Below are 24,685 nucleotides of genomic sequence, written 5' to 3' on the forward strand. Positions count from 1 at the left end.
TGGTCAGACCCAATCCGTGCGCCGCGAGGGCGCCGATGAAAGCGAGGCTCCAGACGACCGGTTTGCGTTTCATCGGGCGTCCTGCATCTGCGTGACGAGCTTCACGCGGCTTGAGCCCGATGCCCGGAGCGTTTCGAGGATGCTGATCACATTCACAGCTTCAACTTCGCGGTCGGCGACGATGCGGATGGGCTGGTCCGGGTCGGTGGCAACGGCGGCGGCGATCGCCAGGTCGAAGCCATTGCGCTCGAGCATGGTTTCACCGAGAGCGATGCGGCCGTCACGGGCGACATAGATGGTGAGCGCATCGGCCACGCTTTCGGCTTCCACGAGGGAGCGTGGCGGGTTGACCTCCACCGGCTCGACCTCGCGGATGGCGCCGGCGACGAGAAAGAAGATGAGCAGCAGGAACACGATGTTGATGAGCGGCATGATGCGATCATCGATGCTGGCGAGTTCGGACGCGGCGAGGCGGGCGGAGAGTTTCATTGCATGCCCTTCGGCCCCTTCAGGGCGATAGAGCGTGCGCCGGACGCTTTCAGGGCGTCCATGACGGTGACGCATGTTTCAAGGCCGATTCCGGTAGCGACCGTCAGGCTGACCGGGTCTCCGGTTGCGAGACGGGCGTGGAGGATGGTGTCAATCTCGTCGAGCGGCAGCGGCCGGCCATCGAAATGCAGGCCTTCTGCGGTCAGCTCCAGAGCGATAACCTTGTCGTCCAGGTCCGGGAGCGATGACGGGGCAGGCGTTGCCATGTCCAGGCTGCGCCGGTCGGAAAAGGTCGATGTCAGCATGAAGAACAGGAGGAGGATGAACACCACATCGATGAGGGGTGTCAGTCCGATCCTGGTCCCGGAAGACCTAGACGTGGGCTGCGCGAACTTCATCAACGGGACTTTCGGTGCGGCGGGTGAGGTCGGGGGTGAAGATGCGGGTCACGGCGTCTTCGGTCTTGCGGGCGACCTGCAGGATGGAGCGGTCGAACCAGCTGGCGATGGCGACGACGGGGATGGCGACGATCAGGCCTGCAGCGGTCGTCAACAGGGCGGCCCAGATGCCGCCCGACAGGATGGCCGGGTCAACATTGCGGCCAGCCGCTTCCATCGCGCGGAAGGCCTGGATCATGCCGAGCACGGTACCAAGCAGACCAAGCAGGGGCGCGAGCGAACCGATGGTCTCGAGCAGGCCGAGATGGGATTTCAGGGTGTTGATCTCGGCTGTTGCGACGCGCTCGACCTCTTCGCGGACTGATGCCTCACTGACATCGGTGCGCAGTGACCCCCTTATGGCGGTGGCGACGGTGATGGAGGCTGGATCGCCGGCGCTTTGCACGGCGGCGAGCGCTTCGCGGCGGTTCCCGTTGCGGTAGAGCGTGACGGCCTTCTCGACATTGCCCGAGCGGCCGACACCGGCCATGCCGAACTGGACAAGCTTGTAGATGATCGTGGTCAAGGCGATGACCGACATGGCGATGAGCAGCCAGACAACGGGTCCGCCCGCCAAGACGAGATCCAATGCACCATTGACTGTCTCCGGGTGTTCCGCGGGGGCGAGACTGGAATCCATGATCAATTGCCTTTCAGGACGAAATGGGTGCGCAGGTCAGGCATCGGCCCACCTGCGGACGAGATTGTGATAGATGCCAGTCAGGCGGACGACAGAGGCCTGGTCCGCGCCTGTGGCGCTGAGTGACTGGATACTGCTGTCGAGTTCGAACAGGAGCGTGCGCTGGCCATCGTCGCGCACCATGCTCTGCATCCAGAAGAATGAGGCGACGCGGGCACCACGCGTCACGGGCGTGACGCGGTGCACGCTGGTCGAGGGATAGAGGATCATGTCGCCGGCCGGAAGCTTGACCGAATGGGAGCCATAGGTGTCGTCGATGACGAGTTCGCCGCCATCATAGGCGTCAGGCTCGGCGAGGAAGAGCGTGGCTGAGAGGTCTGTGCGGATGCGGAAATCGCTGCCGCGTACGGGGCGAATTGCATTGTCGACATGGTTGCCGAAATTCTGGCCACCTTCATAGCGGTTGAACAGCGGTGGATAGACTTTGAGCGGCAGGGCCGACGATATGAAAAGCGGATGGCGCTGCAGGGCGTCGAGCACGGCGTCGCCCGCCTTGCGGGACTGAGGACTGGTCTCGTCAAGCTGGGCGTTGCGCTTGGCCTGGGCTGCCTGGGCGCCGGATGTTACATTGCCATCCATCCAGGGCCCTGAATCGATGAGGCCGCGCATGGCGGCGACGTCTGCCTTGGACAGGACTTCTGGAATTCGGATCAGCATGGCGTGATGTGGTCTCGTATGTGGGGAGGCGGGGGCCGCAGCCTTTCAGCTGCAGCCCCTTCCTGGTTGTCAGTATTTGAATTTGAGACTGCCGATGATGGACCGTCCCGGTGCAATGGTTGCCATGTGGGTCGTGTAGACCCGGTCGTAGTAACGCTCGTCTGTCAGGTTGTTCGCGTTGAGCTGGAAATCGATATTCCCGGTGATGGCGTAGGAGAGCATCGCATCATATTTCCAGTAGCTGTCCACGCTCTTGGTATTGGCCGTATCGCCGAACCGTTCGGACATGTAGGTCGCGCCGCCGCCGACCGAGAGCTTCGGCAGGATGTCATACGTGGTCCAGAGCGAGACGCTGTGTTCCGGCGTGTTTGGCAGCGTGTTGCCCACCTGGTCGATGTTGATCGGACCGGCATCAATGATTTCGGAGTCCATGTAGCTGTACCCCGCAAACACGTCCCATTGTGGTGTGATCGAGCCGGTTGCACTGAGTTCGACCCCCTGCACACGTTGCTCGCCTAAAGCCTGCTGCGCACCGCCGCGTCCGGCCTCGACCGCAACGTGACCGTCCACGATCTCGTTGCGGAAGATGGCGGCATTGAGAGCGAGGTCGCGGCCTTCCGGTTCCCATTTCACGCCAACTTCGATGTTGCGGTTCTTCTCGGGCTTCAGGTCTTCTTCTGCCGTCGAAAGATTGTCGCTGCCATCACCTGCAGTTACGCCGGATGGGCTCGCTGATGTGCCATAGGAAGCATAGACGCTGGTATCGAAGGTTGGCTTGTAGATCAGGCCGACCTGGTAGCTGAAGATGAAGTCGTGGTTGGACAGGTCAGTTGATGTCTTGGTGCTGAAATCATCACCCCGCACACCGAGGTTCAGGATGAACTGGTCGTTGAGGGTAACGGAGTCGAACAGGTAGATGCCGGCCGTATCGACTTGCGTTTTGGTGACGTCACCGAGCGTGACCGTGCCGCTCCACGGATCGTTCGGATCGGGATCGTAGAGGTCGGTACAATTGTAGCCGCTGGCGGCACCTGCGCCGAAGAGGTCGCAGCCGCCACGTGGGATCTCGACATCGCCGGGCGCGAACAGCGAGACGGAATAGGTCGCCCGTTCGGTTTCTTCATGGCCGAGTTCGAGGCCTGCCGAGATGGAATGCGCGAGACCGCCAGCATCGAAGCTGGCCTGGATATCCGTCTGGTTGATGATCGAATCGGTCTTGGAGTTGTTGCTCTTCGTGTTGCGGAAAACGAGGCCGTTGACGACGTTGCCCTGGCTGTCATCCGGGTTGGTCGCGATATAGGCATTCTCCGAACGGACGATGCGCGTGATGTTGCGCAGGGTCATGTAATCATTCAGCTCGTGGGAGAGTTCGAGCTGCGCAGAATCTGCCTGCGTGTCGTGGAAATCGCGGTTGAGGAGACCATAGAAATTGTCCTTGTCGATACCTTCGACGGGCTGGCCGGTCGTCGTGTCGAGCGGATGGCCATAGTCGATGATGCCGTCGCTCTCATAGTGCGAATAGCTGAGTGTGGCGCGGTCCGGGCTATTGAGGCCCCAGGTGATCGTGGGCGCAAAGCCCCAGCGATTGTCATAGACGCCGTCGCGGCCCGGGATTTCAGATTCCTGCCACATGCCGTTGAGACGTATACCGACGTTTTCGGAGAGGGCTTCGTTCACGTCCAGTGTGGCGCGTTTGTGCTCTGCATTGCCGAGGGCGATGGAGCCGGCGATGAAGTCAGTTGCCTTGGCGGTCTTGGTAATGAGATTGAGGCTGCCGCCGGCCGCGCCGCGACCGGCCATTGTGCCATTGGCGCCGCGCGAGACTTCGATCTGTTCGAGATTGAACACGTCACGCGATTGAGCTGAGGCATCGCGTACGCCGTCGACCATGATGCCGCTGGTGGATTCAGCGCCGCGAATGAAGGGGCGGTCGGCGAAGGGCTGGCCGCCTTCACCCATGGCCATCGTGATGCCGGGTACAGTGCGCAGGGCATCGACCAGCGTCGTGGCGCCCGTGTCTTCCAGCACTTTATCAGTGACCACGGTGATGGAGCGCGGTGTGTCGATCAGGGGCGCGGTGTATTTTGGGGATTCCGGCTCGGCCTTGTAGTCCGGCGTGGCGGCCTCGATGGAGACTTCGCCGATCTCGACCGGATCGGCCTCCTGGGACGATGTTGTCGATTGCGCGTTGGCGCTCAGCGGAAACAGGACGAGCCCGAGCGCTGTTGTAGCCAGAAGAGAGGTGACCTGACGTTTTTCCGGGGCGGCCGTCTTGAAATCCATGATGTGCGTCCTTTGCTTTACATTCTGAGAATGCGAACTAATTGCAAAACGGTAAGGTGGCAACAGCAATTGAGAATAATTCTCAAAAAGATTGGGGGTGTTCGGAAAACGAGGCGGAGATGTGTGTGATGTCATGTCAGGCCAGCATGCTCGTGATCGCCAAGGAAGGCTGGGCCGGCTGGTCGCGAAACTGGAACAGGGCGGCGATGCCATGACGATTAGCGAGGTCGAGGCCTTGCGAAGCGCCACTGGCAAAGAGACCGGTCGCCCAGGCATCAGCGAAGGCGCAGCTGGCGTGGAGAACGCTGACGCTGGCGAGGTCGCCGTCATCGCGATTGGCGTCCGGATGGCGCACGATGTGCGAGACACGCTGGCCATTCTCGATGCGGAGCTTGCGGTAGTCGCCTGAGGTGGCGAGTGAGAGATTGCAGAGGGCAACACGCCATGGAGCGGCCGCGGCGGGTGATTCTAAATCGACCCACCAGGGCAGGCCGTCAGGCTTCGCGCCACCGGCTGTGAACTCGCCGCCAATCTCTGCAAGGAAACTTGTGATGCCCAAGGCGCGCAGAGCGTCTCCCATGCCGTCGACGGCATAGCCTTTGGCGATGGCCGACAGGTCGAGCTGGAACGGCGCGTGGCGCGTCAGCAGGGGACCGGCAAGCGCGAAGGCCCGCCACGCATCACGGTCCGTCGCCTGGTCTGCCAGCGGCATCGCAGGGGATCCGAACCCGAGGCGGGAGACGTCGGCGCCGAGGCAGGGATTGAGCGCGCCGTCCGTGGCTGCTGCGACCTGCAGCGTGATGTCCAGTACCTGCCGAAAGTCTTCCGGCAGGATCACGCTGTCGCCGATTGGCAGGCGGTTGAACCGGCTGATCAGGGAGTTCGGCTCCCATGTGCTCATCTCGGAGATGATGCGGGCGAATCCCGATTCAAGCGCGCTGCGAATGTCCTCGGCTCCGACGCCGGGAGGCGCGTGGGCCGAGACCGACCAGTCCGTACCCATCGTTGTGCCGCTGAGCCGCAAGAGCGGCCCAGCGGCGACAAGAGGACGAACCGCGTCGGGCTGCGGCAGGTCATGAGGGATGAGCAGGTTCAAAGCGTTCTATAGGGGCAGGGCTTCGAAGGTTGCCGTGTAGGAGGACCGGACTTTCATCGGCAAGCCGTCAATCACGGTTTCGCCTTCCGACCCGGCCGTGAACCAGTAGGGACCCGGAATTGTCGGCGTGAAGGTGAAGACACCATCGGCATCCGTCGTCAGCTTGAATTCGCCCGGTGTGTCGCGATAGCGGTCATTGCCCGGCAGGACAGTCACTTCAAGGCCGCTGGCCGGTGCGCCGTCGAGCAGGAATTTGAAACTGACCGGTTCGCCGGTGAAGACGTCATTGGGGTGGGTGACGGGCTGGAATTCAAGGCCCTTGCCTGTGGCGGCAAACACTTCGGTCGAAGGGGCGCCCAGCGTGACGTAGGTCTCGACTCTGCGGTTCGACAGCGAGATCTGCACGTCGGGCTTCTTGTCCACGCCTTCGGCGCGAAGGGTCTCGAGCGTCCCGCGCCAGCGTTTGCGCTCGCCCGCTTCGGACCAGCTGGCGAAGTAGAAGGGTTCGCCTGCGGTGGAGACGCGATAGGTGCCCTGCTGGTTCATCTGGAAATCGAACATCGCGCGAATCTCGCCGGACGCGGCATTCTTGATCTCGACGACCGAACCGTCAGGCCCGGTGACGGTGACCGATGCCGGATCAATCGCGTGATGGTTCGGGAAGAAGAGGTCGTTGGAGATGGCGGCGTCAACGGTCACCCATTGCGAGTCTCCGGAGAAGGTGAAGGTCGAGGGCAGCATCCAGGCCCGGTGGGCACTGGCCGTGCCAGCCAAGGCGAAGAGTACGGAAGATGCGGCGAGGAGCCGGATGGCAAAGTGTTTCATGGGGAGAGTCTCCTTGAGGATAGGCGCGCGCCGGGCGGCGGCCCCGGGTCTAGTCTTCGTCGGTAAGCGTGAGCGTGATCTGGCCGAGCTCGGTTTCGCCCGAGACAGTCAGCGGCGCGGCGCCATTGGCTGGCCATGTGAATGGCACCTGCACCATTTCGCGCCCGCCTACTTCGCGGACAGCCTCGACGGTGAGGATGTAGTCGCCGGGTTCGAGCGCGGCCAAGGCGGGCGAGCCGCCAGCGATATTGAAGCTGTGCGTGCCGGGGCCACGCGTCGGTCCGGATACGCCATCAACCGGCATGGTGAGATCGCGGCCGGCGCGGCGCCACCATTGGCGCAAATCCTTCAGCCAGGTTTCGCCCTCTTCTTCGCCGCGCCGTTCCTGCTGGTAGAGGACAGCCAGGTTGGCGGCGACGGTCTGGTCGGGGCGGGCGATCCATGCGGCGAGATAGGGCCGGTGATATTCGGCGACGTTGAGCTGCGGGATGGCGATGCCGATCTCCATCGAGTCAGCGACGGCGGGGCCGGTCAGGAGGGCCATTCCGGCCAGGGTCATGATTGCGCGCATGGGATCCTCAAATGTGGGCAAAGAAAAGAAGGAGCAGGATGGGCACCGCGAAACCCGCGATGGTGAGCGGCCAGGTGGTGGCGCGCCGGGCCGAGTGGATCTGCAGGAGCCAGAGACCCGACAGGCAGAATAGCATTGTGGCGACGGCAAAGATGTCGAGAAACCATGCCCAGGCGGTGCCGGTATTGCGGCCTTTGTGCAGGTCGTTGAGATAGGCGACCGCGCCGCGGCTGGTGGTCTCGAAGGCGACGTCGCCGGTTTCGCGGTCGATGCTGAGCCAGGCGTCGCCGCCGGGACGGGGCAGACCGATATAGACATCGACGTCGGTCCATTCCGCCTGCCGGCCGCCGACATCGGCGCCGAGTTCGGTCTTGAGCTGGCGGGCGACGGCGACGGGCAGGGCCGGCGTCGTGCCTGTGTCCGGGCCTGCTTCGAGCAGGGCGAGCAAAGACGGCGCCAGCGTGGTTTCCACTTCGCTGACCTGCGGACGGCTCGGAATGTCGGCCGCGTGGTTGAGCGTGATTCCCGTTGCGGCGAACAGGAGCATGCCGATCAGGCAGACGGCGCCCGACATCCAGTGGATGGTGCGGATCTGGCGTTTCCAGAACGCATACCGCATCCGGCGCTGGCCCGCCTTGGCCTGCGCGCGGTCTGTCGCGGCCTGTGATGGGGATTCAGTCAGCAGGGAGGTCAAGCGATACTCGGCGTTGGTGGAAGGATGCGACGGTCCCTAGCAGCCCGATATTGCGGATGCAAGTCATTCTCAAACATTGGGCTGCGTGCTGCGATGATGGCGTCAGAGCGAGCATTGGCGCCGTCGCGGCGGGGCGAGGGCATGCATTGTTGGTGCGCTGGGTCGATACCAGTCGGCGCCGTTCAGAACGACAAAGGGGCGCCGCTCCTGGCGAGCAGCGCCCCTTGTCTGGTGGTCTCGCAGCTTTGCTGCGCCGGATCAGTCGGCGGTGAAGGTGACACGGGCCGAGGCCGCGCCGGTGTCCTCGACAAAGCCGGGCTGGCCGCCGCCGAGCGAGAGCGTCGCCGACATGCCCGCCGGGGCAACAAGCGCGCCGTCCTTATCGAAATAGCCAAGCCGTTCAGGTGACAGGTCGAATTTCACGGTCTGGCTTTCGCCGGGCGCCAGTTCGACGACATCGAACGCGACCAGTTCCACGCGCGGCGTCGAGGGGTTGGGCCTTTCGTCGAGCTGGATATAGGCCTGCACCACTTCGCGTCCTGCGCGCTCGCCCGTATTGGTCACGGTGACGGAGACCGGCATGGCCTCCGCGCCGTCCTGCGCTTCTGGCACCGAGATGTCGGAATAGGCGAAGCTGGTGTAGCTGAGGCCGTGTCCGAACGGATAGAGCGGCTTGCCCTCATAGTATCTGTACGTCCGGTTCTGCATCGAATAGTCATCGAAGGCGGGCATGCCGTCGAGCGATGTGTTGAACGTTACCGGCAGGCGGCCTGACGGGCTGAACTCGCCCCAGAGCAGGTCGGCGATGGCGCTGCCAGCTTTCTCGCCGGGATAGAAGGCATGGACGATGGCCGGCAGGTTCTCGGCCTCCCAGTTAAGCGCCATGGCGCTGCCCGAGAAGTTGACGAGAACGACCAGCTTGTCCGTTGCGTGCAGCTTCTTCAGCAGGTCTTCCTGCACTCGCGGCAGCTTGAGGTGGGTGCGGTCGCCGCCGAGGAAGCCGTCGATTTCGACACTCAACTCCTCGCCTTCGAGGTCAGCGTCGATGCCGCCGAAGAAGAGGACAGCATCAGCCTCCTCAGCTGCGGCCAGCGCCTCGCCGGCCCAATTGCGGGACCTGTTGACCCATGACAGGCTGGCCATCGGCTCGATCGTGTTGCGTGGCCAGAAGCGCTCGACGGTCAACGTGTATGACACGGGATAGGCCTCACCGGCCTTCATCTCGACCGGGCCGTCACTGACATTCTGGCCGCCGATGATGGCTTCGGATTCGCGCGCGGTCTCGAAGCTGTAGGCACCGTCTTCTTCCGGTACGATAAAGCCTTCCCAGACGATCCCGAACTCGTCTGCAATGCTGCCGTCGATTGGGGATGTCTTCCAGTGATGGTCGAGCTGCGCGTCGACCGTCACAGATACCGGGTCGCCTTCGCGTGCAGGATTGTCCGAGCTTGTCATTGTCAGGCCGGGTTCAAGTGCGCCCTTGTCATTGGCGTGTTTCAGGACGCTCGCTTCGACGGGTTTATGATTGCCGAAGACTCCACCGGCCAGGGCGGATCCCGGCGCATAGACGACATTTTCGGCACCCGCCTTCGCCATCACACCCTCGAGCGCGGTGACCGGTGCGGTCGGGTAGCCGAAATAGTTTGCCACCAGGGTCAGTTCATTGTCGGCGTTCGGGCCGATGACCGCGACTTTCGTGCCTTCGGCCACACGCTAACATTATTCACGCCAAGCCCTTTCTCGCGCGGCTGCGCGATCCCGCCCGGACATCAGTCGGGCGGCAAGAATGAGGCGTTGGGGCTGGGCGCCGGGTGTCAGGTTGGCGTTTTGAGGGCGGCGATCGCCAATGCGATATCCTGGAGCTTATCGCCATTGGAGGGGGCGAGCATGCCTTCGCCTTCTGCGACTTCAAGCTGCTTCGCATCATATGCCCAGCGTCGGAGCAGCTCCAGTTTGATGGCGTCTGAGAAACGCGCGGCCAGAAGCTTCTCGATAGTATGAAATGTGTTGGCGGGATCGATCAGGGCCGCATTCAGATCAATTTTTTCAGAACGCGCTGATGCATAGAGGGATTCGAGATACCTCAATCGTTCGACATAGGATCTCGCCTCATCGGCGTTTGAGAATACCTTGCCCGAAACATAATATTCATCGTCGCCCGAGTGGACAAAACCGGTATCGCGATAGGCGTCGGCTTCGGCTGCCGAAATCGCCCCAAGATAGCGGTCCTCCAGGACCGGGTGCAGGTCCGGCAGGCCATGCAAGTGCACGTCTTGCCCGGAATGGGCTTTCAGAATCTTGGTCGCGCGGGCTTCATCCCCTTCATTCCAGGTGCGCACCCACAAAGTCAGGCCGCCATGCTCGACCTGATCGGCGATGTATTCGGCGTGCTCACCACCGATGATTCTTGCCAGGGCGGCACCGAGCGCGGCGCCACTGCCGCCGCCAACGAGAAGCGCAACCAGTCCGGCCGCCAGGGCCCCGCCGGATGCGACGACCGGGATCAGGCCCGCCAGCGCGCCGACATACATCAACGTTCCAATGACGGCACCCTCGGCATTGCCGACATCTTCCTCGGCGACGTAAGCGATCCGGGGCGCAGCCGTATCGTCCTCGACCTCGGCCACTTTCCGGTAGGCATGGCCCAATTTCTGCTCAACACTATCGGAGCGCGCAAGCAGGCTGATCTCTGCCCGGTCAAAACCATGCGACAGCAGGTCATCAATGGCCGCCTGGAGCGTTTCTTCGGTCTGAAAAACGCCGACGGCTTCGCGGGCAGGTAGAGGGCTCGGTTGAGTCATGACGGTACTCCTGTTCGCCCGAAGCCTAGCTGAGGCAATGGATATGTCAAAAACGACCGGTAGCGACCTGGAGCCGCATCCCTGAAGTCATCATGCCCGATTTTGAATCTGGCCGCTTCGGCTGTTCCCCTGTGGTTGCAGCGATTGGCAGCGAGTTAGGGCGCCTATTTGCCCGATCTGAATAGCAGCCGAGGTAAATGTTTGTACACGTTTCCCACCCAGCGTTGCGAAAATCTGTTGCGCCCGATGCATTCGGGGGCCGTGAAACGAGAGCTGTGATGAACACTCCTACGACATTCTGGCGCGATCTGTTTCCAGGTTCCCTTCGAAACAGGATCATCGTGCTTGCCTGTTGCGTGTCGCTCCTGACGTCGATCGCGCTAGGTGTGCTGCTGGTGATGCGTACCACCAGCATTTCCTACGACTTGGCCGTCGAAAACGTCGCGCATGAAACGCAACTGGTCGCACTCGACTTCAAGTGTGCGTACAATGAAATCGAGAATGACGCCTTTGTCATCTCTCGGACGCCGCCGATCCAGGGGATGCTGCGGAGTGCGGAATCTAATCACATCGACCCCCGCGACGGCTCTACGACAGATCAATGGCGTGAGCGCCTGGAGGCCATCTTCGCATCGATCATGAATGCGCGGACCAGCTACACACAGATCCGCTATATCGGTGCCCACAATGACGGCAGGGAGCTGGTGCGCGTCAACCGGCATGATGACGGATTTGAAATGGTCCCGGTATCCCTCCTGCAGACGAAATCCGAGGAATCCTATTTCCAGAAAGCGCTGACGCTTGAGCCGGGCGAGGCCTATTTTTCAAAAGTGACCTACAACCGCGAGCTTGGACAGCTTGATAGCGAACTCGTCCCTACGCTCCGCGTCGTCGTACCGATATTCGATCTGGACGGAGAAATCTTCGGCATGGTCGTCATCAATGCCGACTATGCCGCCATGCTTCGCAGACGCTTCGAGGCGATAAATATCACCCGCAATATCATCGTCTCGAATGAATCGGGCGACTATATGGAGCAGCTTTCCGACGGTACGGTGGCTGACCTTCGCTACCATAATGGCGGATCGGGTGAGGGCGACGAGCTGCTTGCGGCGCTGCTTCCCGGAAAAGAGCGCGGGTCGGATTCATGGGTCGCAAGGACCGGTGACGAACTCATTTATTCTGTGCGAATGCCGATCAGCGAACGGCTCGACGATTCGCATCTGATCATGTCGATACGCGTTCCGAACGACGAATTGTTTGCAGGGGCCAACCAGATCAGGAAGGAAGGCATCCTGCTCGCCCTTTTGCTCATTGCGCTTTCGCTCGGGGCTGCCGCCTGGGCTGCGACAGAGCTAACAGGGCCGCTATTGCGCATGACCCGATCTGTCCGAGAGGCGAGCCATTCAGGCGATGTTCCCGATCTTCCGGTCGGCCGGGATGATGAAATCGGAGAGTTGGCGGTCGCTTTCCAGTCTCTCGCCCAGAACCTGACCGGAAGCGAAGCGCAAATCCGGGCGATCTTCGGTAATGTCGTGGATGGCGTCTTTACCGTTGACGAGGCCGGCGCCATTCAGAGTTACAATTCGTCCTCGGAGCGAATGTTCGGATTTCCGTTCGAAGACGTCATAGGACAGGACATTGGCCTGTTGATGCCGGACGAAATTTTCACGCAATATGATCGTCGGCTCAACGAGGCCCGGGAGTCGGGCGCGGAGGACACGATAGGTGTCACGTGTGAGGTGGTTGGGAATCGGCAGGATGGTTCTGTATTTCCGATGGAGGTGTCGGTCAGCAAGGTCGATGCCGGCGGGCAGATCATGTTTGTCGGGATTGTTCGCGACATTACCGAACGCAAACAGATGGACACTATCAAGAGCGAGTTTGTGTCGACAGTGAACCACGAACTGCGGACGCCGCTGACGTCGATTCAGGCCGCCTTGGGGATATTGCAGAAAATGCTGCAGGGTAAGGTCGGACCCAAGGAAGAGCGCCTGCTTGATATCTCGCTGGAAGGCACGCAGCGACTTGGCCTGCTCGTCAATGATATCCTGGACGTCGAGAAGATTGCGGCCGGGAAAATGGAATTCTATCCGGAGACCTGCGAAATGGTCGGGTTGGTGACCGATATCGTGGAGCGTCACCAGAGCCTGGCCGAGAAATACCGCGTCATCTTCCGTCTCGACACGCAGATTCCGAACGCCCATTGCCGGGTGGACCCATCCCGCTTCAATCAGGCGCTTGTGAACCTGCTGTCCAACGCGGCCAAATTTTCGCCTGAAGGTGAACCCGTTGGCATCGAGATCGCGGAGCAGGCAGACAACCGCATTCGGATATCGGTTTCTGATACCGGCCCTGGCATTCCAGCCGCGTTCCGGAACAAGATTTTCCAGCGATTTGCACAGGCTGACAGTTCGGCAACACGTTCGACCGGCGGATCCGGGCTGGGACTGAACATCACCAAAACGATCATCGAAACGCTCGATGGCGAGATTTCATTCGAGAGCGTTGAGGGGCAGGGGACGACGTTCACGATCGTTCTTCCAACCTGTGCCAATGCGGAGAAGACGGGAGATACCAAATGGCAGGCGGCCTGAACAGAATTCTCTATGTGGAAGACGATCCGATCATCGCCGAGCTGGCGGGCATGGTGTTGACGACATTTGGTGGATTCGACGTGCGTCATTGCGCGTCCGGGGCCGACGCGATTGCGGCGTTTCCCGAATTTTCTCCGCAGATGCTGCTGCTGGATGTGATGATGCCCGAAATGGATGGGCCCCAGACCCTGCAGAACATCCGATCCATGCCGGGTGGCGATGCCATTCCGGCGGTCTTCATGACGGCGCGGGTCCAGGTGCACGAGCGCGAGTCGTATATGCAGCTGGTTGCGGTGGGGGTCATTCCCAAACCGTTCGATCCGATGACGCTGTCCGATCAGATAGCCGAGATGTGGCGTCTCAGTTCTGCGGTGGCTTTCCAGGACAGCTGAGCCTGAGGCCATCAGCGCGTAAAAAATGTCACGCGGATGACAAGGATCAATTTGCGTGCGGCGAAGCCGTGCTTTCTTGCATCCATGAAAATCGAACCTGAAATATCCTATCGAAACATTGAGCCGTCCCAGCAATTGCAGGAGCGGATCAACAAGGAAATCCGCCAGCTCGAAAAAATTGACCCGGAGCTGATCTCCTGCACGGTTCTGGTGGACGGCCCGAGCGGGCACAAACATGCGGGCGGACTGGCATCGGTCCGGATCCACCTGACGGCCCCGGGCCGCAAGGATATTGCCGTCACACACGTGGCCGACGACAATCATGCGCATGAGGACGTCCTGGTCAGTGTCCGGGATGCGTTCAAGGCCGCCCAGCGACAGATCAAGAAGCTCAAGCCTGACCACAGGGCCGAAGGGGCTGGTGACGACACGCGGGTCGCCGGCAAGATCGCGCGGTTCCTGGCCGAGGAGGGGGCGGGGTTCATTGTCGCCGAAGACGGGCAGGACTATTACTTTCAGGCCCGCTCGGTCACCGATGCGCAGTTCAAGGCGCTGAAAGTCGGCGACGATGTTACGTTCAGGGTCGAGCCGGGCGACAAGGGCCCGCAGGCGGTTGCCGTTCACCTGCGCGGCGATTGAGCGACAGGAAAAGGAACCTCATATGTTTGTAAGAAATTTCGACCTCATTCTCGACCCGGCCGACGCGATGCAGATTGCCATGCTGGTGCGCGAGTTCGACACGGAGGATATCGATCCGACGGGCGAGGAATATTCGGGCGATGAGGCCTTCGCAGACGAGGAGGACCTGCTCGAACAGGAGGAGAAGGACCCGGCTGATCCGGCGCTGGACGCGCTTGGCGCTGCCGTCAATCTCCTGAATGTCGATGCGCAGCGAGACTTGCTCGCGCTGATGTGGGTGGGGCGCGGTGACTACAGGCCCGAGGACTGGGCGACAGCGCGCCATCAGGCCACCGATGTCGCCGACATGCATCTGGCCAAGTATCTTGCAGAGACGCCGCTCGCGAGCACGTACCTCATCGAGGGACTGAGCCAGATGGGCTATTCCGTCGATGATTACGAGGCCTCCTGAAGCGGGAAGAGGGAGAAGAACGATGGGAATGGTTGACGGAAAGAGCGCTCTGATCACGGGTGCCGGAGCGGGCATCGGGCGCGCAACGGCGCTCAAGTTCGCAGCCGAAGGCGCTCGTGTCGCCGTGTCGGACGTGAATGTCGAAGGCGGCGAGGAAACGGTTCGCCTGATCGAGGCAGTTGGCGGCGAGGCCTTCTTCATGCGGGCCGACGTATCGCAGGCCAAGGAGGTCGAGGCGCTGATCAAGCAGACGGTCAAGACGTTCGGTAGGATCGATTGCGCCTGCAACAATGCCGGGATTGAAGGGACCATTGCGCCGTTCGCAGAGCAGACGGAAGAGAATTTCGACCGGATCATTTCGGTCAACCTGAAGGGCGTCTTCCTGTGCCTGCGCGCAGAGATACAGCAGATGGTCAAAACTGGCGGCGGGGCAATCGTCAATCTCGCCTCGGTTGCCGGCCTTGTCGGATTTGCGGGCCTCAGCCCCTATGTGGCGTCAAAGCATGGCGTGAACGGCCTGACGAAGAATGCCGCGCTTGAATATGGCAAGGCAGGTATCCGCGTGAATTCGGTCTGCCCCGGCGGGATTGATACAAGGATGCTGGATTCGCTCGCAGAGCAATCGAGCGACGGGAAGATGACGTCCCGCGACATGCTCGATCCAATGCACCCGATCGGGCATATCGGTACGCCGGAGGAAGTGGCCGAACTGATCGTCTGGTTGTGCTCGCCGCGCGCGTCTTTCGTCACCGGCGCGAACATCCCGGTCGATGGCGGCTTCGTGGCGCAGTAGGCAGCCGCGCGGTCTCAGATCAGTCCGATGGCCGCTGCGACGCCCAGGCCTGCTGCGCCCGCCAGCGCCATGAACACCGCGACAGCCATGCATTGGTGCCTGTAGGCGCCTTCACCCGCGACCAGTGCAATCGTGCCCTTCAGCAGCGTATTGGCGATCGCAGCCAGTGCGACGGCGATGGCGGCGGTTTCGGTGCTCAGTCCTTTCGCGCTCATCTGGATCATGGAGAGGCTGATGGCATCCACATCTGCGGCGCCCGCCACAAGGGCGACGCCGTAAATCCCTGTCGGCCCCAGCATGTCGGCGGCAGCCCTCGACAGAAGGAGCGCCGTCGCCAGAAGGGCCGCGAAGAATAGTGCCGACCTGACGTCGAGGGGGTTGGACAGGACGAGGTCCGGCGCGGCCTGTGTTCCCCGGCGCAGGAGGAAAATTGCAGCAATGGCCAATGCGACAACCAGCATGGACCCGAATGGCAAGGCGAGGGGGGCGACGAGTGATGGTGCGAAGGCGCCGAGAATAAAAGCGGTCCGGACGATCATGCCGGCCCAGGCCAGGGCCGTGCCTCCGACCAGGGCGCGCGCATCGCCCGCGTCGTTCCGGCTGAACCGCGCAAAGGAAAGGGTCACGGCGGTTGATGAGGCAAAACTGCCCGCGAGTGCCAGCAGTCCGATGCCGCGCCGGCTCCCCAGCCATTTGACGCCGAGATAGCCGACAAACCCCAGGCCACTGATCAGGACGACCATCCACCAGATCGCGCGCGGATTGAACGCGTCATAGGGCCCGTAGGCCTGGTCGGGCAGTACGGGCAGGACGACGACCGAGATCAGCAACTGGCGGAGGAAAGCGCTGAGTTCCTTTTCCTCGATCCGGTGCAGCAGGGCGTGAAGGGGTGTTCTCAGCCAGAGCACGAATGCCACGATCACGGCCCCGGCCGCGGCTGCCTGGGAATGGCCGAGCACCGCCACGGCGCCGAGTGCATAGGCGCTGAGCGCGGCCACCATCGTCGTGACACTGACGATGCGGGTAACATCAATCTGGGCTTCGAACCCTTCCCGCAAGAGCAGCGCGAGCGCGACAAAGCCGGCCGCGATGACAAAGCCATTTCCCGTATCGACAAGGGCGCACAAACCGCCCAGAAATCCGATCAGTCCGATGGTCCGGAACCCGGCAACGCGCGAGCCGTCGGGATCGGCCCGATCTTTCCAGCCGCGCTCCAGCCCGATCAGCAAGCCAATGCCGAGCGCAGTCAGCAGACCGGTGAGGGGCGTCTCAGGTATCATCGGGACATATCCGGGACCATCCATTCAGCAAGGAGCAGGCAGCATTATGCGGCATACCGGCAGAGGGAAAAGGCTTCGCGCGCAATCACTTCTTCCTCATTGGTGGGGATTACGGCAACCGCGATCTCGGAGCGCTGCGTGGAAATAATGCCAGCACCGGATTCGTTCAGCGTCGCATCAAGTTCGATCCCCATCCAAGACAGGCGCGCGATGACACGCCGTCTGATCTCCTGTGAGTTCTCGCCGACACCGCCGGTGAACACGATGGCCTCGAGGCCATTGAGCGCGACCGTCAGGGACCCGATTTCCCGCGCAATCCTGTATGTGTACACATCAAGGGCCTCCTCCGCTTCCGGCGCGAGGCTGGCGAGCAGGTCACGGACATCCCCGCTTATTCCGGAGACTCCGAGCAGGCCGGATTTGTGATGCAGCATGTCCGAGACCGCGTCCGGCGTCATCTTTTGGCTGCCAATCAGGTAGAGGACCGCGCCCGGATCAAGGTCGCCGCACCGGGTGGCCATAGGGACACCCGACAGGGCGGTCAGTCCCATAGAGGTGGCGATACTGGTGCCGTCCTGTATCGCGCAGAGGCTCGCCCCGTTGCCAAGGTGGGCCATGACCGTCTTGCGATGTGGCCGATCGGAAAAGGTCTGTGTCATCGCGCCCGCGATATAAGCGTAGGAGAGGCCATGAAATCCGTAGCGTTGGAGGCCGGACTCGGTCAGTTCCCGTGGCAGCGCATAGAGGCGGGCTTCTCTTGGCTGTGCGCTGTGGAAGGCGGTGTCGAAGGACAGGGATTGGGGAAGGCCCGGGAACTGTTTTGCCAGGCTGCGAACGCCGGCCAGATTGTAGGGCTGGTGATCGGGCGCAAAGACGGAGAGCCTGTCCAGCGCATCCAGCAGTTCAGGCGTCGCGAGGCGCGGACCGTCGCAGGACTGGCCACCATGCACGATCCGGTGGCCCGCTGCGATCAATTCGGTGCCATCGATGGCGGCGCTCAGGCAGCGCGCCAATTCCGGGATGAGTTGTTCAGGTGCCGGGTCGACCTTTGACAGGGCATCGACGAACTGGCGCTCATGGCTTTCGCTCGTCGTATCCATATCGACTTTGAGGTTTGCGCCCAGTCCGGTCAGTTTGCCGCCAAGCAGGCGCCCTGCAAGCTGGTCTGCCCCGGCGCGGTAGAGCGAAAATTTCAGGCTGGACGATCCGGTGTTGAAGGTGGCAATAACCGGAGTGGTCATGGCGCACTCGCCTTCCAGGCGAGGTAGCACTTGGCCAGCGCGCAGGAGGCCAGCCGCTCTCTCACGCTGTCGGACCGGCTGGTCAGGATGATCGGAACCTGAGCGCCGACAACCAGGCCCGCGGCGGCGGCGCCGGCCAGGTAGTCGAGTTGCTTGGCGAGCATGTTGCCGGCCTCGATATCCGGCACGATGAGAATGTCGGCGTCGCCAGCGACATCGGAGACCAGGCCCTTGATTTTTACGGCCTGTTTCGAGACAGCCAGATCGAAGGCGAGTGGACCATCGAGCACACCGCCGGTGATTTGCCCCCGTTGGGCCATCTTGCAGAGCGCGGCTGCGTCGACGGTCGTCGGCATGTGGGGATCGACCTCTTCGGTGGCAGCCAGGATCGCCGTCTTCGGGGAGTCTATTCCGATGGCATTGGCCACGTCGATGGCGTTCTGGACAATCCATCTCTTGGTGTGCAGGTCCGGCGAGATATTCAGGGCGCCATCGCTGATGAGCAGGTATTTCGGATAAGCGGGGGTCTGCATCACGAAGACATGGCTCATCCGGCGGTCGGTGCGCAGGCCGGTATTGCGGGCAACAATGGCTGCCATCAGTTCGTTTGTGTGCAGGGCGCCTTTCATCAGCGCCTGTACCTTGCCGGCCCGGGCGAGTTCGACGCCCGTCTGGGCGGCGGCGTGGCTGTGCGGTGTGTCGATGATCTCGGCGCCTGCCAGATCGAGACTGAATTGATCTGCTGCCGCGCGAATGCGCTGCTCCGGCCCTATCAGGACCGCCTTGATCAGACCGGTCGCCTGCGCGTCGAGAGCAGCCGCAAGGGCATTCTGGCTAACGGGGTGAATAACCGCCGTCGCTATCGGGGCGCCGTCTGCGCGTGAGAGGATTGACGCGAAGGCGTCGTGCGGATCGCCTTGTTCGGCGCTGCTTTGAGTCATTGGACGAGTGCCCCATCGTGGTTGGCGTTCATTCGCCCGCCTTATCAGTAACCGACCACGGACGCGTATTCTTCTTCGGTGGGTTCGCCAGCGGCGGCAATGAGGCGCTTGCGGTCAGATATCCGGATTCGGTTCGACTGTGGCAGTTCAATGATCCCTTGCCGCTTCAGCTGGTTCATCATGCGGCTGACTGTCTCCAGTGTCAGCCCGACATAGTCGGCCATGTCGCAGCGACTCATCCGGATATCGACAAAGCTCGTCGCGGGGTCTGCGAAGCGGCTGTCGAGGAAGAGAAGAAAGGTTGCCGTGCGTTCCATCGCGCATTTGCGCCCGAGCAGAAGGGCTTGCTCGCGCGAGGCATTCAGCATGTCCCCGATCAGGGTGAAGATGCTCCGGCGAAATACGGCATTGTCTTGTAGTGCGCGATCAAAACTGGCTCGGGCGATGAAGTCGACCTCGACATCTGTCAGGGCTTCAGCACTGAGATTGTGAATGTCGGCGAAGGTCAGCGCGAGGAAATCTCCGTCGCTAGAAAAATCCTGAATCTGACGGCGCCCATCGGCCATGAGCTTGTAGAGGATTACCGTGCCGGAAATGATCTGGAACACGCCGGTCGGCTGGTCTCCCTGGAAGAACAGATGCTCGTGCGGCGCAAAATGCAGCCTGTTTCGCGGCACACCATGCTCGTCCCTGTGCGCATGTGATGCGCGGACGCCCGCAGAGCGTGCAGCAGTAGGGAGTTGAAGAATGGTGTGAGCGGTCATTTTCTACCTCCTGTGTTTTGGGCTGGGTCACCCGTTCGGCCTCTCCCAGACAAGATGGAGCACCACGCGAAAATTGAATTGCGGGAAACTACCTAGAAGACGCCGTATTGATCAAAGCGACGTGTGCCATCGAAGGATTCATAGGCGCGAGACGCGCAAGATCCGGGTTCCGGTGCCGGCCGAAGGGGCACACCAAGGGTGGCAGGCACGCAAGGCCCTTCGTGACATACGGAGGGTGATGGCGCTGTGCTTGAGCGAGATCAACCTGCCCGGCAACGGTCCGGTATAGGGATGATGTGCGACGTCGCAAGCCCGTGGAGGAGATCAGGTAGTGCCATTGAAATCAAAGGCGATACCCTTCTTGCTGGGCGCCTGCGCCTTGGCAGTAGCGGGCTGCGCCACACATTCTCATCCTTATTATCGGCATGGGCCGGTCACGCCCGATATCAGCATCGTTTATGTTCGCTCGGCGCCACCGCCACCGTGACGGGTTCATTTGCCTCCGCGGCCTTCTGCGACGGCAGTCTGGGTCGACGGATACTGGAGCTGGACGGGGGTGAGGTTCGCCTGGGTCGATGGTTTCTGGGAGCCACATCCACATAGCCGCGTTTGGGTGCCCGATAGCTGGGTGCATACCAATCGTGGATGGTATCGCCGCCCGGGGCGCGGGAGATAGGGCGCAGCGGAGCTTGATGGAAATCAAGCGTCCGGTCGCCAGACCGTCTCTTATGGGATATCCAATCAGGGAACAGGAGGCAGTTGCCATGAAGCTGAAAAACGGAACTTGGGTACTTGTATGTGACAGCGGCAAATTCCTGCTGCTCGAAAACAATGGCGACGAGGATATCATGGACCTGCGCGTGGTCGCACATGATGAAGCCGTCAATCCAGCGACCAGCGACCAGGGTACGGATCGGCCAGGACGGTTCGCGATCTCGCCGGACCGGCGCGGAACGACCCAGGAGACCGACTGGCACCAACTCGAGGAGACCCGTTTCGCCCAGGACCTGGCAGAAAAGCTCGGCCGGTGGGAAAATAACAAGCGCTTCAACGATCTTGTTATCGTGTCCGACAGCCGAACGCTCGGCGTGTTGCGGAGCGCGCTCTCAGACCAGGTGAAGAAGCGGGTTCGCGGTGAAGTCCAGAAGGATTATGCCCATCGCACGATCGAGTTCATCGAGACGGCACTCGCGAAAGAATAGGTCTGGTTTCGATCAGCGGGTTGCGGCTCATGTCCGGGATGGTCTGGCCGTCTTGAGCAGGCTGGACGTGGCGTCTGCCAGAATGCCGCTCACATCAATGGCGTTGCTTGGATGGGAAATGGTGTTGCTCGTTACTATACGGGCGGCACCAGCTTCCAGCAGTGCTTCATGCGCGCCATCGGCAAAAATACCATGCACCGCGCAGCATGTCGGGGGACGAAGACCCTGCTGGACGAGCTGACGCGTCACCGCAATCATGGTGGAGGCCGTTGAGATCGTGTCATCGACAATGACCGGTGTGTGATGGCGCCATTTTTCCAGATCGGGAAGCGAGATGTCCACGTCCCGGTCGCCATGCCTCGTCTTGGTCAGGACGATATGATCCACGCCGGCCAGCGCAGCGATTTCCGAAACCCATTGCTCGCTTTCCGCATCCGGGCCGATCAGGAGGGGGGTGTCGATTTCCTGCCTGATCCATGCGGCCATTGCAGGCGCGGCATGGGCCGCCACGGAAGGGATGTCGTAAATGTCCGATAGCGCCTTCCAGCGGTGCAGGTGGGGATCGGTTGTGACGAGCCAGTCGACGCAGGACGAGACCCATTTCGCAAAATGCACGGACGTGATCGCCTCGCCCGGCTGGAACATCTTGTCCTGGCGCATATAGGGCAGGTAGGGCGCGACCAGCCCGACTGATTTGGCGCCAAGAGCGCGGGCTGTCTGCGCGGCAAAGGCAAGCGCAGGCAGCTTTGAATCGGGTTGGGAGAGGCCCGCAAGCAGGACGACGTCGCGCCCTTCCGGCGGCGTGTCGAAGCGCAGGTAGGTTTCGCCATCGGGAAACCGGCGCAGGTCGATTTCAGCCGTCTCCGCACCAAGCGCGCGGGCCAGAGGGGCGGACATCTGCGCGGTATCCTGCAGGGGCATCAGGAGCGGCTTCATGGTTTGGTCAATTCGATGATGTCCGGATTGGCCATGACATAGTCGATGACGTAGGCGAGTTCGCCGGGAGTCTCCGTATAGAGCGTATAGAGCGGCTGCCCGCCTTTGACCCTGTCGCCCAGCCTGACATGGAGATCAAGACCGGCGGTCTTGTCGCCGGGCGCGCCTGCGAGTTTGGCGGCCCGGGCGAGGTGCCGACTGTCGATGCAGGTCACCCGGCCGGGAGCTGGCGCCAGGACAGGGCGGCTGTGTTCCGCAAGGGTCGGCTCTCGAAATCCACCCTGGGCGCGGCAGATGGCTTCGAACTTGGTGTAGGCTGCTCCGCTGCGGAGCACGTTCAGTGCCATGGCCTTGCCCGCTCCCGCATCGGCCTTGCCGACAAGTTCAAGCAGGGCCCCGGCGATCAGGCAGGCGCGGTCTGCAAGATCGGCAGGGGCATCCGGATCGTTGCGCAGGACGCCGAGAATATCACGCGCTTCGAGCGCGGGGCCGATGCCGCGCCCGACCGGCTGGGTGCCGTCGGTGACGAGGGAGAGGACTTTCAGGCCGAATTCAGCGGCGACCTTTTCAAGAAGGGATTGCAGGGACAGGGCAGCGGCCTGGCTGCGGACCTTGGCTGTGGGCCCCACCGGAATGTCGATCACGACATGGGTGGCGCCGGCGGCGATCTTCTTTGACAGGACGGATGCGACGAGCGCGCCCTCGCTGTCGAGATCCAGCGCGCGCTCGATCCGGATCAGGGCATCGTCAGCGGGACTGAAATGCATGCCGCCGCCCCAGACGAAACAGCCGCCTTCTTGGTCAACGACCCGCCGCATGCTTTCAAGATCGAGGTCGACATCGGTCAGGACTTCCATCGTGTCGGCGGTGCCGGCGGGCGACGTGATCGCGCGGGACGATGTTTTCGGGATGGTCAGGCCGAGCGAGGCGCAGATCGCCACGACAATAGGTGTTGTCCGGTTGCCCGGCAGGCCGCCGACGCAATGCTTGTCGGCAATGGGCATGCGGTCCCAGGTCATCCTGCTGCCGGTTTCGACCATGGCGCGGGTGAGGGCGATGGTTTCGGTTACGTCCAGTGGCAGAGCCGAGCATGCGGTGACGAAAGAGGACAGATGGATGTCCGAATAGCGCCCTGCGACAATATCAGTGATGATGGCCAGCGTGCCAGCTGCGTCGAGCCGCTGGCCGAACACTTTGCCCCGAACCGTTTTGAGCGACTCGAGCGGCGCAGGATGGCTGATGGAAATCTCGCAACCATCGACAAGACCGAGCAGGCGCCAGGCGGCCTCCGACAGGCCGATCTCCTGATCGGAAACGAGGTCGGTCGATGTCTGGTATAGCGTGGCGATAATGGAGCAGGTGCCATTGGTCAGCTCGACACGGGAATGCGCGGAAAACCCTTCGGATCGGCAGACAGGACTGTCTGCCTGAACGAAGGCCATGGCTTCATGCTGGGTATCAAGCCCGAGCCGCCGCGCGGTCAGCACATTGGTCAAGGTTGGCGGGCCCGGAGGTTGCGCGTCCATCAAGCGAGATTCTGCGTTTCATTGTGTTCAGGCACGATAACGGACCAGCCCAGTTCTTCCTCGATCCGGTGACGAAGGGCATCGGCGGCGTCCGGCTCGCCATGGACGATGAAGGTCTGCTTCGGCGGTGATTCAAAGCCGCCCAGCCAGTGCATGATTTCATCCGCGTCGGCATGCGCCGAGAGCATGTGCAGGGTGGCGACTTCGGCGCGCACGTCATGGTACTCGCCGTGGATCTTGATCCGGTCAATTCCGGCGACCATGGCGGCGCCCCGCGTGCCGCCTGCCTGGAACCCTGCAAACAGGACGGAGTTGCGGGCGTCCGGCGCATAGAATTTCAGGTGGTGCAGGACCCGGCCGCCGGTCGCCATGCCGCTCGCCGCGATGATGATCTTGGGCATCTGGTCATAGTCGAGGGCCTTGGAGTCTTCGCTATCATGAACATATTTTGCGACATGGCATGTGTTCAGGCTCTGCGTCTTGCTGAGCTTGTGACAATAGGCATGCTTGCAGAAGAGTTCGGTGGCATCGATTGCCATCGGGCTATCGAGATAGACGGGCAGGTCCGGAATGCGGTTGGCCGCTTTCAGCTCGTGGAGGTGGTAGAGCAGTGTCTGGGCGCGCCCGACAGCGAAGGACGGAATGAGCACTGTGCCGCCGCGCTTGGCCGTCCGGTTGATGATGTCGGCCAGCGCATCCTGCGCATTGCGCGCGCCATGCTGGCGGTTGCCATAGGTCGACTCGACGAGCAGGTAGTCAGCCTGCCGGATAGGTGCAGGATCATACATGATCGGGTCGTTCGGGCGACCGAGATCCCCCGAAAAGACGATCTTGCTCGTCGGCGCCTGGAGCTCGACAATGGCCGCGCCGAGGATGTGGCCGGCAATCCGGAATGTCGCGGACACGTCCTTTGCCACGCTGGTCGGTGCGTCGAAGGGCGAGGTGTCAAACATTTCGAGTGTTCGATTGACGTCTTTCTCGCCATAGAGCGGCAAGGCGGGCTTGTGCTTTGAATAGCCATAGCGATTGGCGCGCTCGGCTTCGCGCTCCTGCAAGTAGGCGCTGTCGGGCAGCAGGATTCGGCAAAGGTCATAGGTTGCTTCGGTGCAATGTATCTTGCCCCTGAAGCCATTCTTGACGAGGACAGGCAGGTAACCGGAATGGTCGATATGCGCATGGGTCAGGACCACGGCGTCGATGGTTGCCGGATCGACCGGCAGGTCTTTCCAGTTTCGCAGGCGCAGCTGCTTGTAGCCCTGGAACAGGCCGCAATCGACCAGGATGCGCGCCTCGCCCGTGTCGACCAGGTATTTTGACCCGGTCACCGTACCAACGCCGCCGAGGAACTTGAGTTGAAGTGTCATGTGTCG

At 61.8% G+C, this 24,685-nt stretch carries 24 protein-coding genes; 6 read left to right on the forward strand and 18 right to left on the reverse strand.

All coding sequences use genetic code 11. The features are described from left to right. Positions 1 to 69 precede the first annotated feature (69 nt). The 11 genes from AADA04_RS03515 to AADA04_RS03565 all read right to left on the reverse strand — a co-directional run bounded on the left by AADA04_RS03515 (position 70) and on the right by AADA04_RS03565 (position 10,553). The gene (locus AADA04_RS03515; protein ID WP_340691852.1) at positions 70 to 489 is read right to left on the reverse strand and encodes a biopolymer transporter ExbD; all 420 of its coding nucleotides are present in this window, start codon (positions 487 to 489) and stop codon (positions 70 to 72) included. Next, on the reverse strand, positions 486 to 887 hold the full coding sequence (locus AADA04_RS03520) for a biopolymer transporter ExbD (RefSeq protein ID WP_340691853.1): 402 nt from the start codon (positions 885 to 887) through the stop codon (positions 486 to 488). The genes AADA04_RS03515 and AADA04_RS03520 overlap by 4 nt, the downstream gene beginning before the upstream one ends. After that, entirely contained in the window at positions 862 to 1,566 is a 705-nt protein-coding gene (locus AADA04_RS03525) for a MotA/TolQ/ExbB proton channel family protein (protein ID WP_340691854.1), read from the reverse strand. Before AADA04_RS03525 ends, AADA04_RS03520 begins: the two co-directional genes overlap by 26 nt. A 36-nt stretch (positions 1,567 to 1,602) precedes the next feature. Next, positions 1,603 to 2,283, reverse strand: coding sequence for a Fe2+-dependent dioxygenase (locus tag AADA04_RS03530; protein WP_340691855.1), 681 nt, complete (start codon positions 2,281 to 2,283; stop codon positions 1,603 to 1,605). Between the two features lie 69 nt (positions 2,284 to 2,352). After that, entirely contained in the window at positions 2,353 to 4,566 is a 2,214-nt protein-coding gene (locus AADA04_RS03535) for a TonB-dependent siderophore receptor (protein ID WP_340691856.1), read from the reverse strand. A gap of 136 nt (positions 4,567 to 4,702) precedes the next feature. Further along, positions 4,703 to 5,662 carry an FAD:protein FMN transferase gene (locus AADA04_RS03540; RefSeq protein WP_340691857.1) on the reverse strand — a complete coding sequence of 320 codons (960 nt, stop codon included), beginning with the start codon at positions 5,660 to 5,662 and terminating at the stop codon, positions 4,703 to 4,705. A gap of 6 nt (positions 5,663 to 5,668) precedes the next feature. Continuing rightward, positions 5,669 to 6,487, reverse strand: coding sequence for a DUF4198 domain-containing protein (locus AADA04_RS03545; protein ID WP_340691858.1), 819 nt, complete (start codon positions 6,485 to 6,487; stop codon positions 5,669 to 5,671). A 49-nt stretch (positions 6,488 to 6,536) separates the two neighbouring features. Continuing rightward, positions 6,537 to 7,058: a DUF2271 domain-containing protein gene (locus AADA04_RS03550; protein WP_340691859.1), complete on the reverse strand. Its 522-nt coding sequence runs from the start codon at positions 7,056 to 7,058 to the stop codon at positions 6,537 to 6,539. A gap of 7 nt (positions 7,059 to 7,065) precedes the next feature. Next, a complete protein-coding gene (locus AADA04_RS03555) occupies positions 7,066 to 7,752 on the reverse strand; it encodes a PepSY-associated TM helix domain-containing protein (RefSeq protein ID WP_340691860.1) in 687 nt (228 codons plus the stop codon). Between the two features lie 258 nt (positions 7,753 to 8,010). Next, entirely contained in the window at positions 8,011 to 9,462 is a 1,452-nt protein-coding gene (locus AADA04_RS03560; RefSeq protein WP_340691861.1) for a glycoside hydrolase family 3 C-terminal domain-containing protein, read from the reverse strand. A 104-nt stretch (positions 9,463 to 9,566) separates the two neighbouring features. Continuing rightward, complete coding sequence (locus AADA04_RS03565) at positions 9,567 to 10,553, reverse strand: hypothetical protein (RefSeq protein WP_340691862.1); 987 nt, start codon at positions 10,551 to 10,553, stop codon at positions 9,567 to 9,569. Positions 10,554 to 10,831: 278 nt separating this feature from the next. Between AADA04_RS03565 and AADA04_RS03570 the strand changes: the two genes are divergently transcribed. From AADA04_RS03570 to AADA04_RS03590, 5 genes are all read left to right on the forward strand, one after another. Continuing rightward, positions 10,832 to 13,150, forward strand: coding sequence for an ATP-binding protein (locus AADA04_RS03570; RefSeq protein ID WP_340691863.1), 2,319 nt, complete (start codon positions 10,832 to 10,834; stop codon positions 13,148 to 13,150). Next, positions 13,135 to 13,542 (forward strand): response regulator, encoded by a 408-nt coding sequence (locus tag AADA04_RS03575; RefSeq protein ID WP_340691864.1) that lies wholly within the window; start codon positions 13,135 to 13,137, stop codon positions 13,540 to 13,542. Before AADA04_RS03570 ends, AADA04_RS03575 begins: the two co-directional genes overlap by 16 nt. An 84-nt stretch (positions 13,543 to 13,626) precedes the next feature. Further along, complete coding sequence (locus AADA04_RS03580; protein WP_340691865.1) at positions 13,627 to 14,181, forward strand: HPF/RaiA family ribosome-associated protein; 555 nt, start codon at positions 13,627 to 13,629, stop codon at positions 14,179 to 14,181. Positions 14,182 to 14,203: 22 nt separating this feature from the next. Then, positions 14,204 to 14,632 carry a DUF3775 domain-containing protein gene (locus AADA04_RS03585; RefSeq protein WP_340691866.1) on the forward strand — a complete coding sequence of 143 codons (429 nt, stop codon included), beginning with the start codon at positions 14,204 to 14,206 and terminating at the stop codon, positions 14,630 to 14,632. Between the two features lie 22 nt (positions 14,633 to 14,654). Next, the gene (locus tag AADA04_RS03590; RefSeq protein ID WP_340691867.1) at positions 14,655 to 15,425 is read left to right on the forward strand and encodes an SDR family oxidoreductase; all 771 of its coding nucleotides are present in this window, start codon (positions 14,655 to 14,657) and stop codon (positions 15,423 to 15,425) included. 14 nt (positions 15,426 to 15,439) lie between these two features. Here AADA04_RS03590 and AADA04_RS03595 read toward each other — a convergent pair whose 3' ends face one another. From AADA04_RS03595 to AADA04_RS03610, 4 genes are read right to left on the reverse strand one after another with little or no spacing between them, the layout of a single operon-like run. Beyond that, positions 15,440 to 16,705, reverse strand: coding sequence for a DUF4010 domain-containing protein (locus tag AADA04_RS03595; protein ID WP_340691868.1), 1,266 nt, complete (start codon positions 16,703 to 16,705; stop codon positions 15,440 to 15,442). Positions 16,706 to 16,749: 44 nt separating this feature from the next. Next, on the reverse strand, positions 16,750 to 17,946 hold the full coding sequence (locus AADA04_RS03600) for an acetate/propionate family kinase (RefSeq protein ID WP_340691869.1): 1,197 nt from the start codon (positions 17,944 to 17,946) through the stop codon (positions 16,750 to 16,752). After that, positions 17,943 to 18,887 carry a bifunctional enoyl-CoA hydratase/phosphate acetyltransferase gene (locus AADA04_RS03605; RefSeq protein WP_340691870.1) on the reverse strand — a complete coding sequence of 315 codons (945 nt, stop codon included), beginning with the start codon at positions 18,885 to 18,887 and terminating at the stop codon, positions 17,943 to 17,945. The genes AADA04_RS03600 and AADA04_RS03605 overlap by 4 nt, the downstream gene beginning before the upstream one ends. 44 nt (positions 18,888 to 18,931) lie before the next feature. Next, complete coding sequence (locus AADA04_RS03610; RefSeq protein ID WP_340691871.1) at positions 18,932 to 19,651, reverse strand: helix-turn-helix domain-containing protein; 720 nt, start codon at positions 19,649 to 19,651, stop codon at positions 18,932 to 18,934. Between the two features lie 764 nt (positions 19,652 to 20,415). Here AADA04_RS03610 and AADA04_RS03615 point away from each other — a divergent pair. Then, a complete protein-coding gene (locus AADA04_RS03615; protein WP_340691872.1) occupies positions 20,416 to 20,853 on the forward strand; it encodes a host attachment protein in 438 nt (145 codons plus the stop codon). Positions 20,854 to 20,880: 27 nt separating this feature from the next. Here the strand turns inward: AADA04_RS03615 and AADA04_RS03620 are convergent, their stop codons facing one another. The 3 genes from AADA04_RS03620 to AADA04_RS03630 are packed head-to-tail and all read right to left on the reverse strand — an operon-like array spanning position 20,881 to position 24,679. After that, positions 20,881 to 21,789, reverse strand: coding sequence for a ribose-phosphate pyrophosphokinase (locus tag AADA04_RS03620; RefSeq protein WP_340691873.1), 909 nt, complete (start codon positions 21,787 to 21,789; stop codon positions 20,881 to 20,883). Further along, on the reverse strand, positions 21,786 to 23,315 hold the full coding sequence (locus AADA04_RS03625) for a thymidine phosphorylase family protein (protein WP_340691874.1): 1,530 nt from the start codon (positions 23,313 to 23,315) through the stop codon (positions 21,786 to 21,788). Before AADA04_RS03625 ends, AADA04_RS03620 begins: the two co-directional genes overlap by 4 nt. Continuing rightward, positions 23,315 to 24,679: an MBL fold metallo-hydrolase gene (locus tag AADA04_RS03630; RefSeq protein ID WP_340691875.1), complete on the reverse strand. Its 1,365-nt coding sequence runs from the start codon at positions 24,677 to 24,679 to the stop codon at positions 23,315 to 23,317. The genes AADA04_RS03625 and AADA04_RS03630 overlap by 1 nt, the downstream gene beginning before the upstream one ends. Between the last annotated feature and the right edge of the window lie 6 nt (positions 24,680 to 24,685).

Source organism: Hyphomonas sp. (assembly GCF_037969335.1).
In the GTDB taxonomy this organism is placed as follows: Bacteria; Pseudomonadota; Alphaproteobacteria; order Caulobacterales; family Hyphomonadaceae; genus Hyphomonas.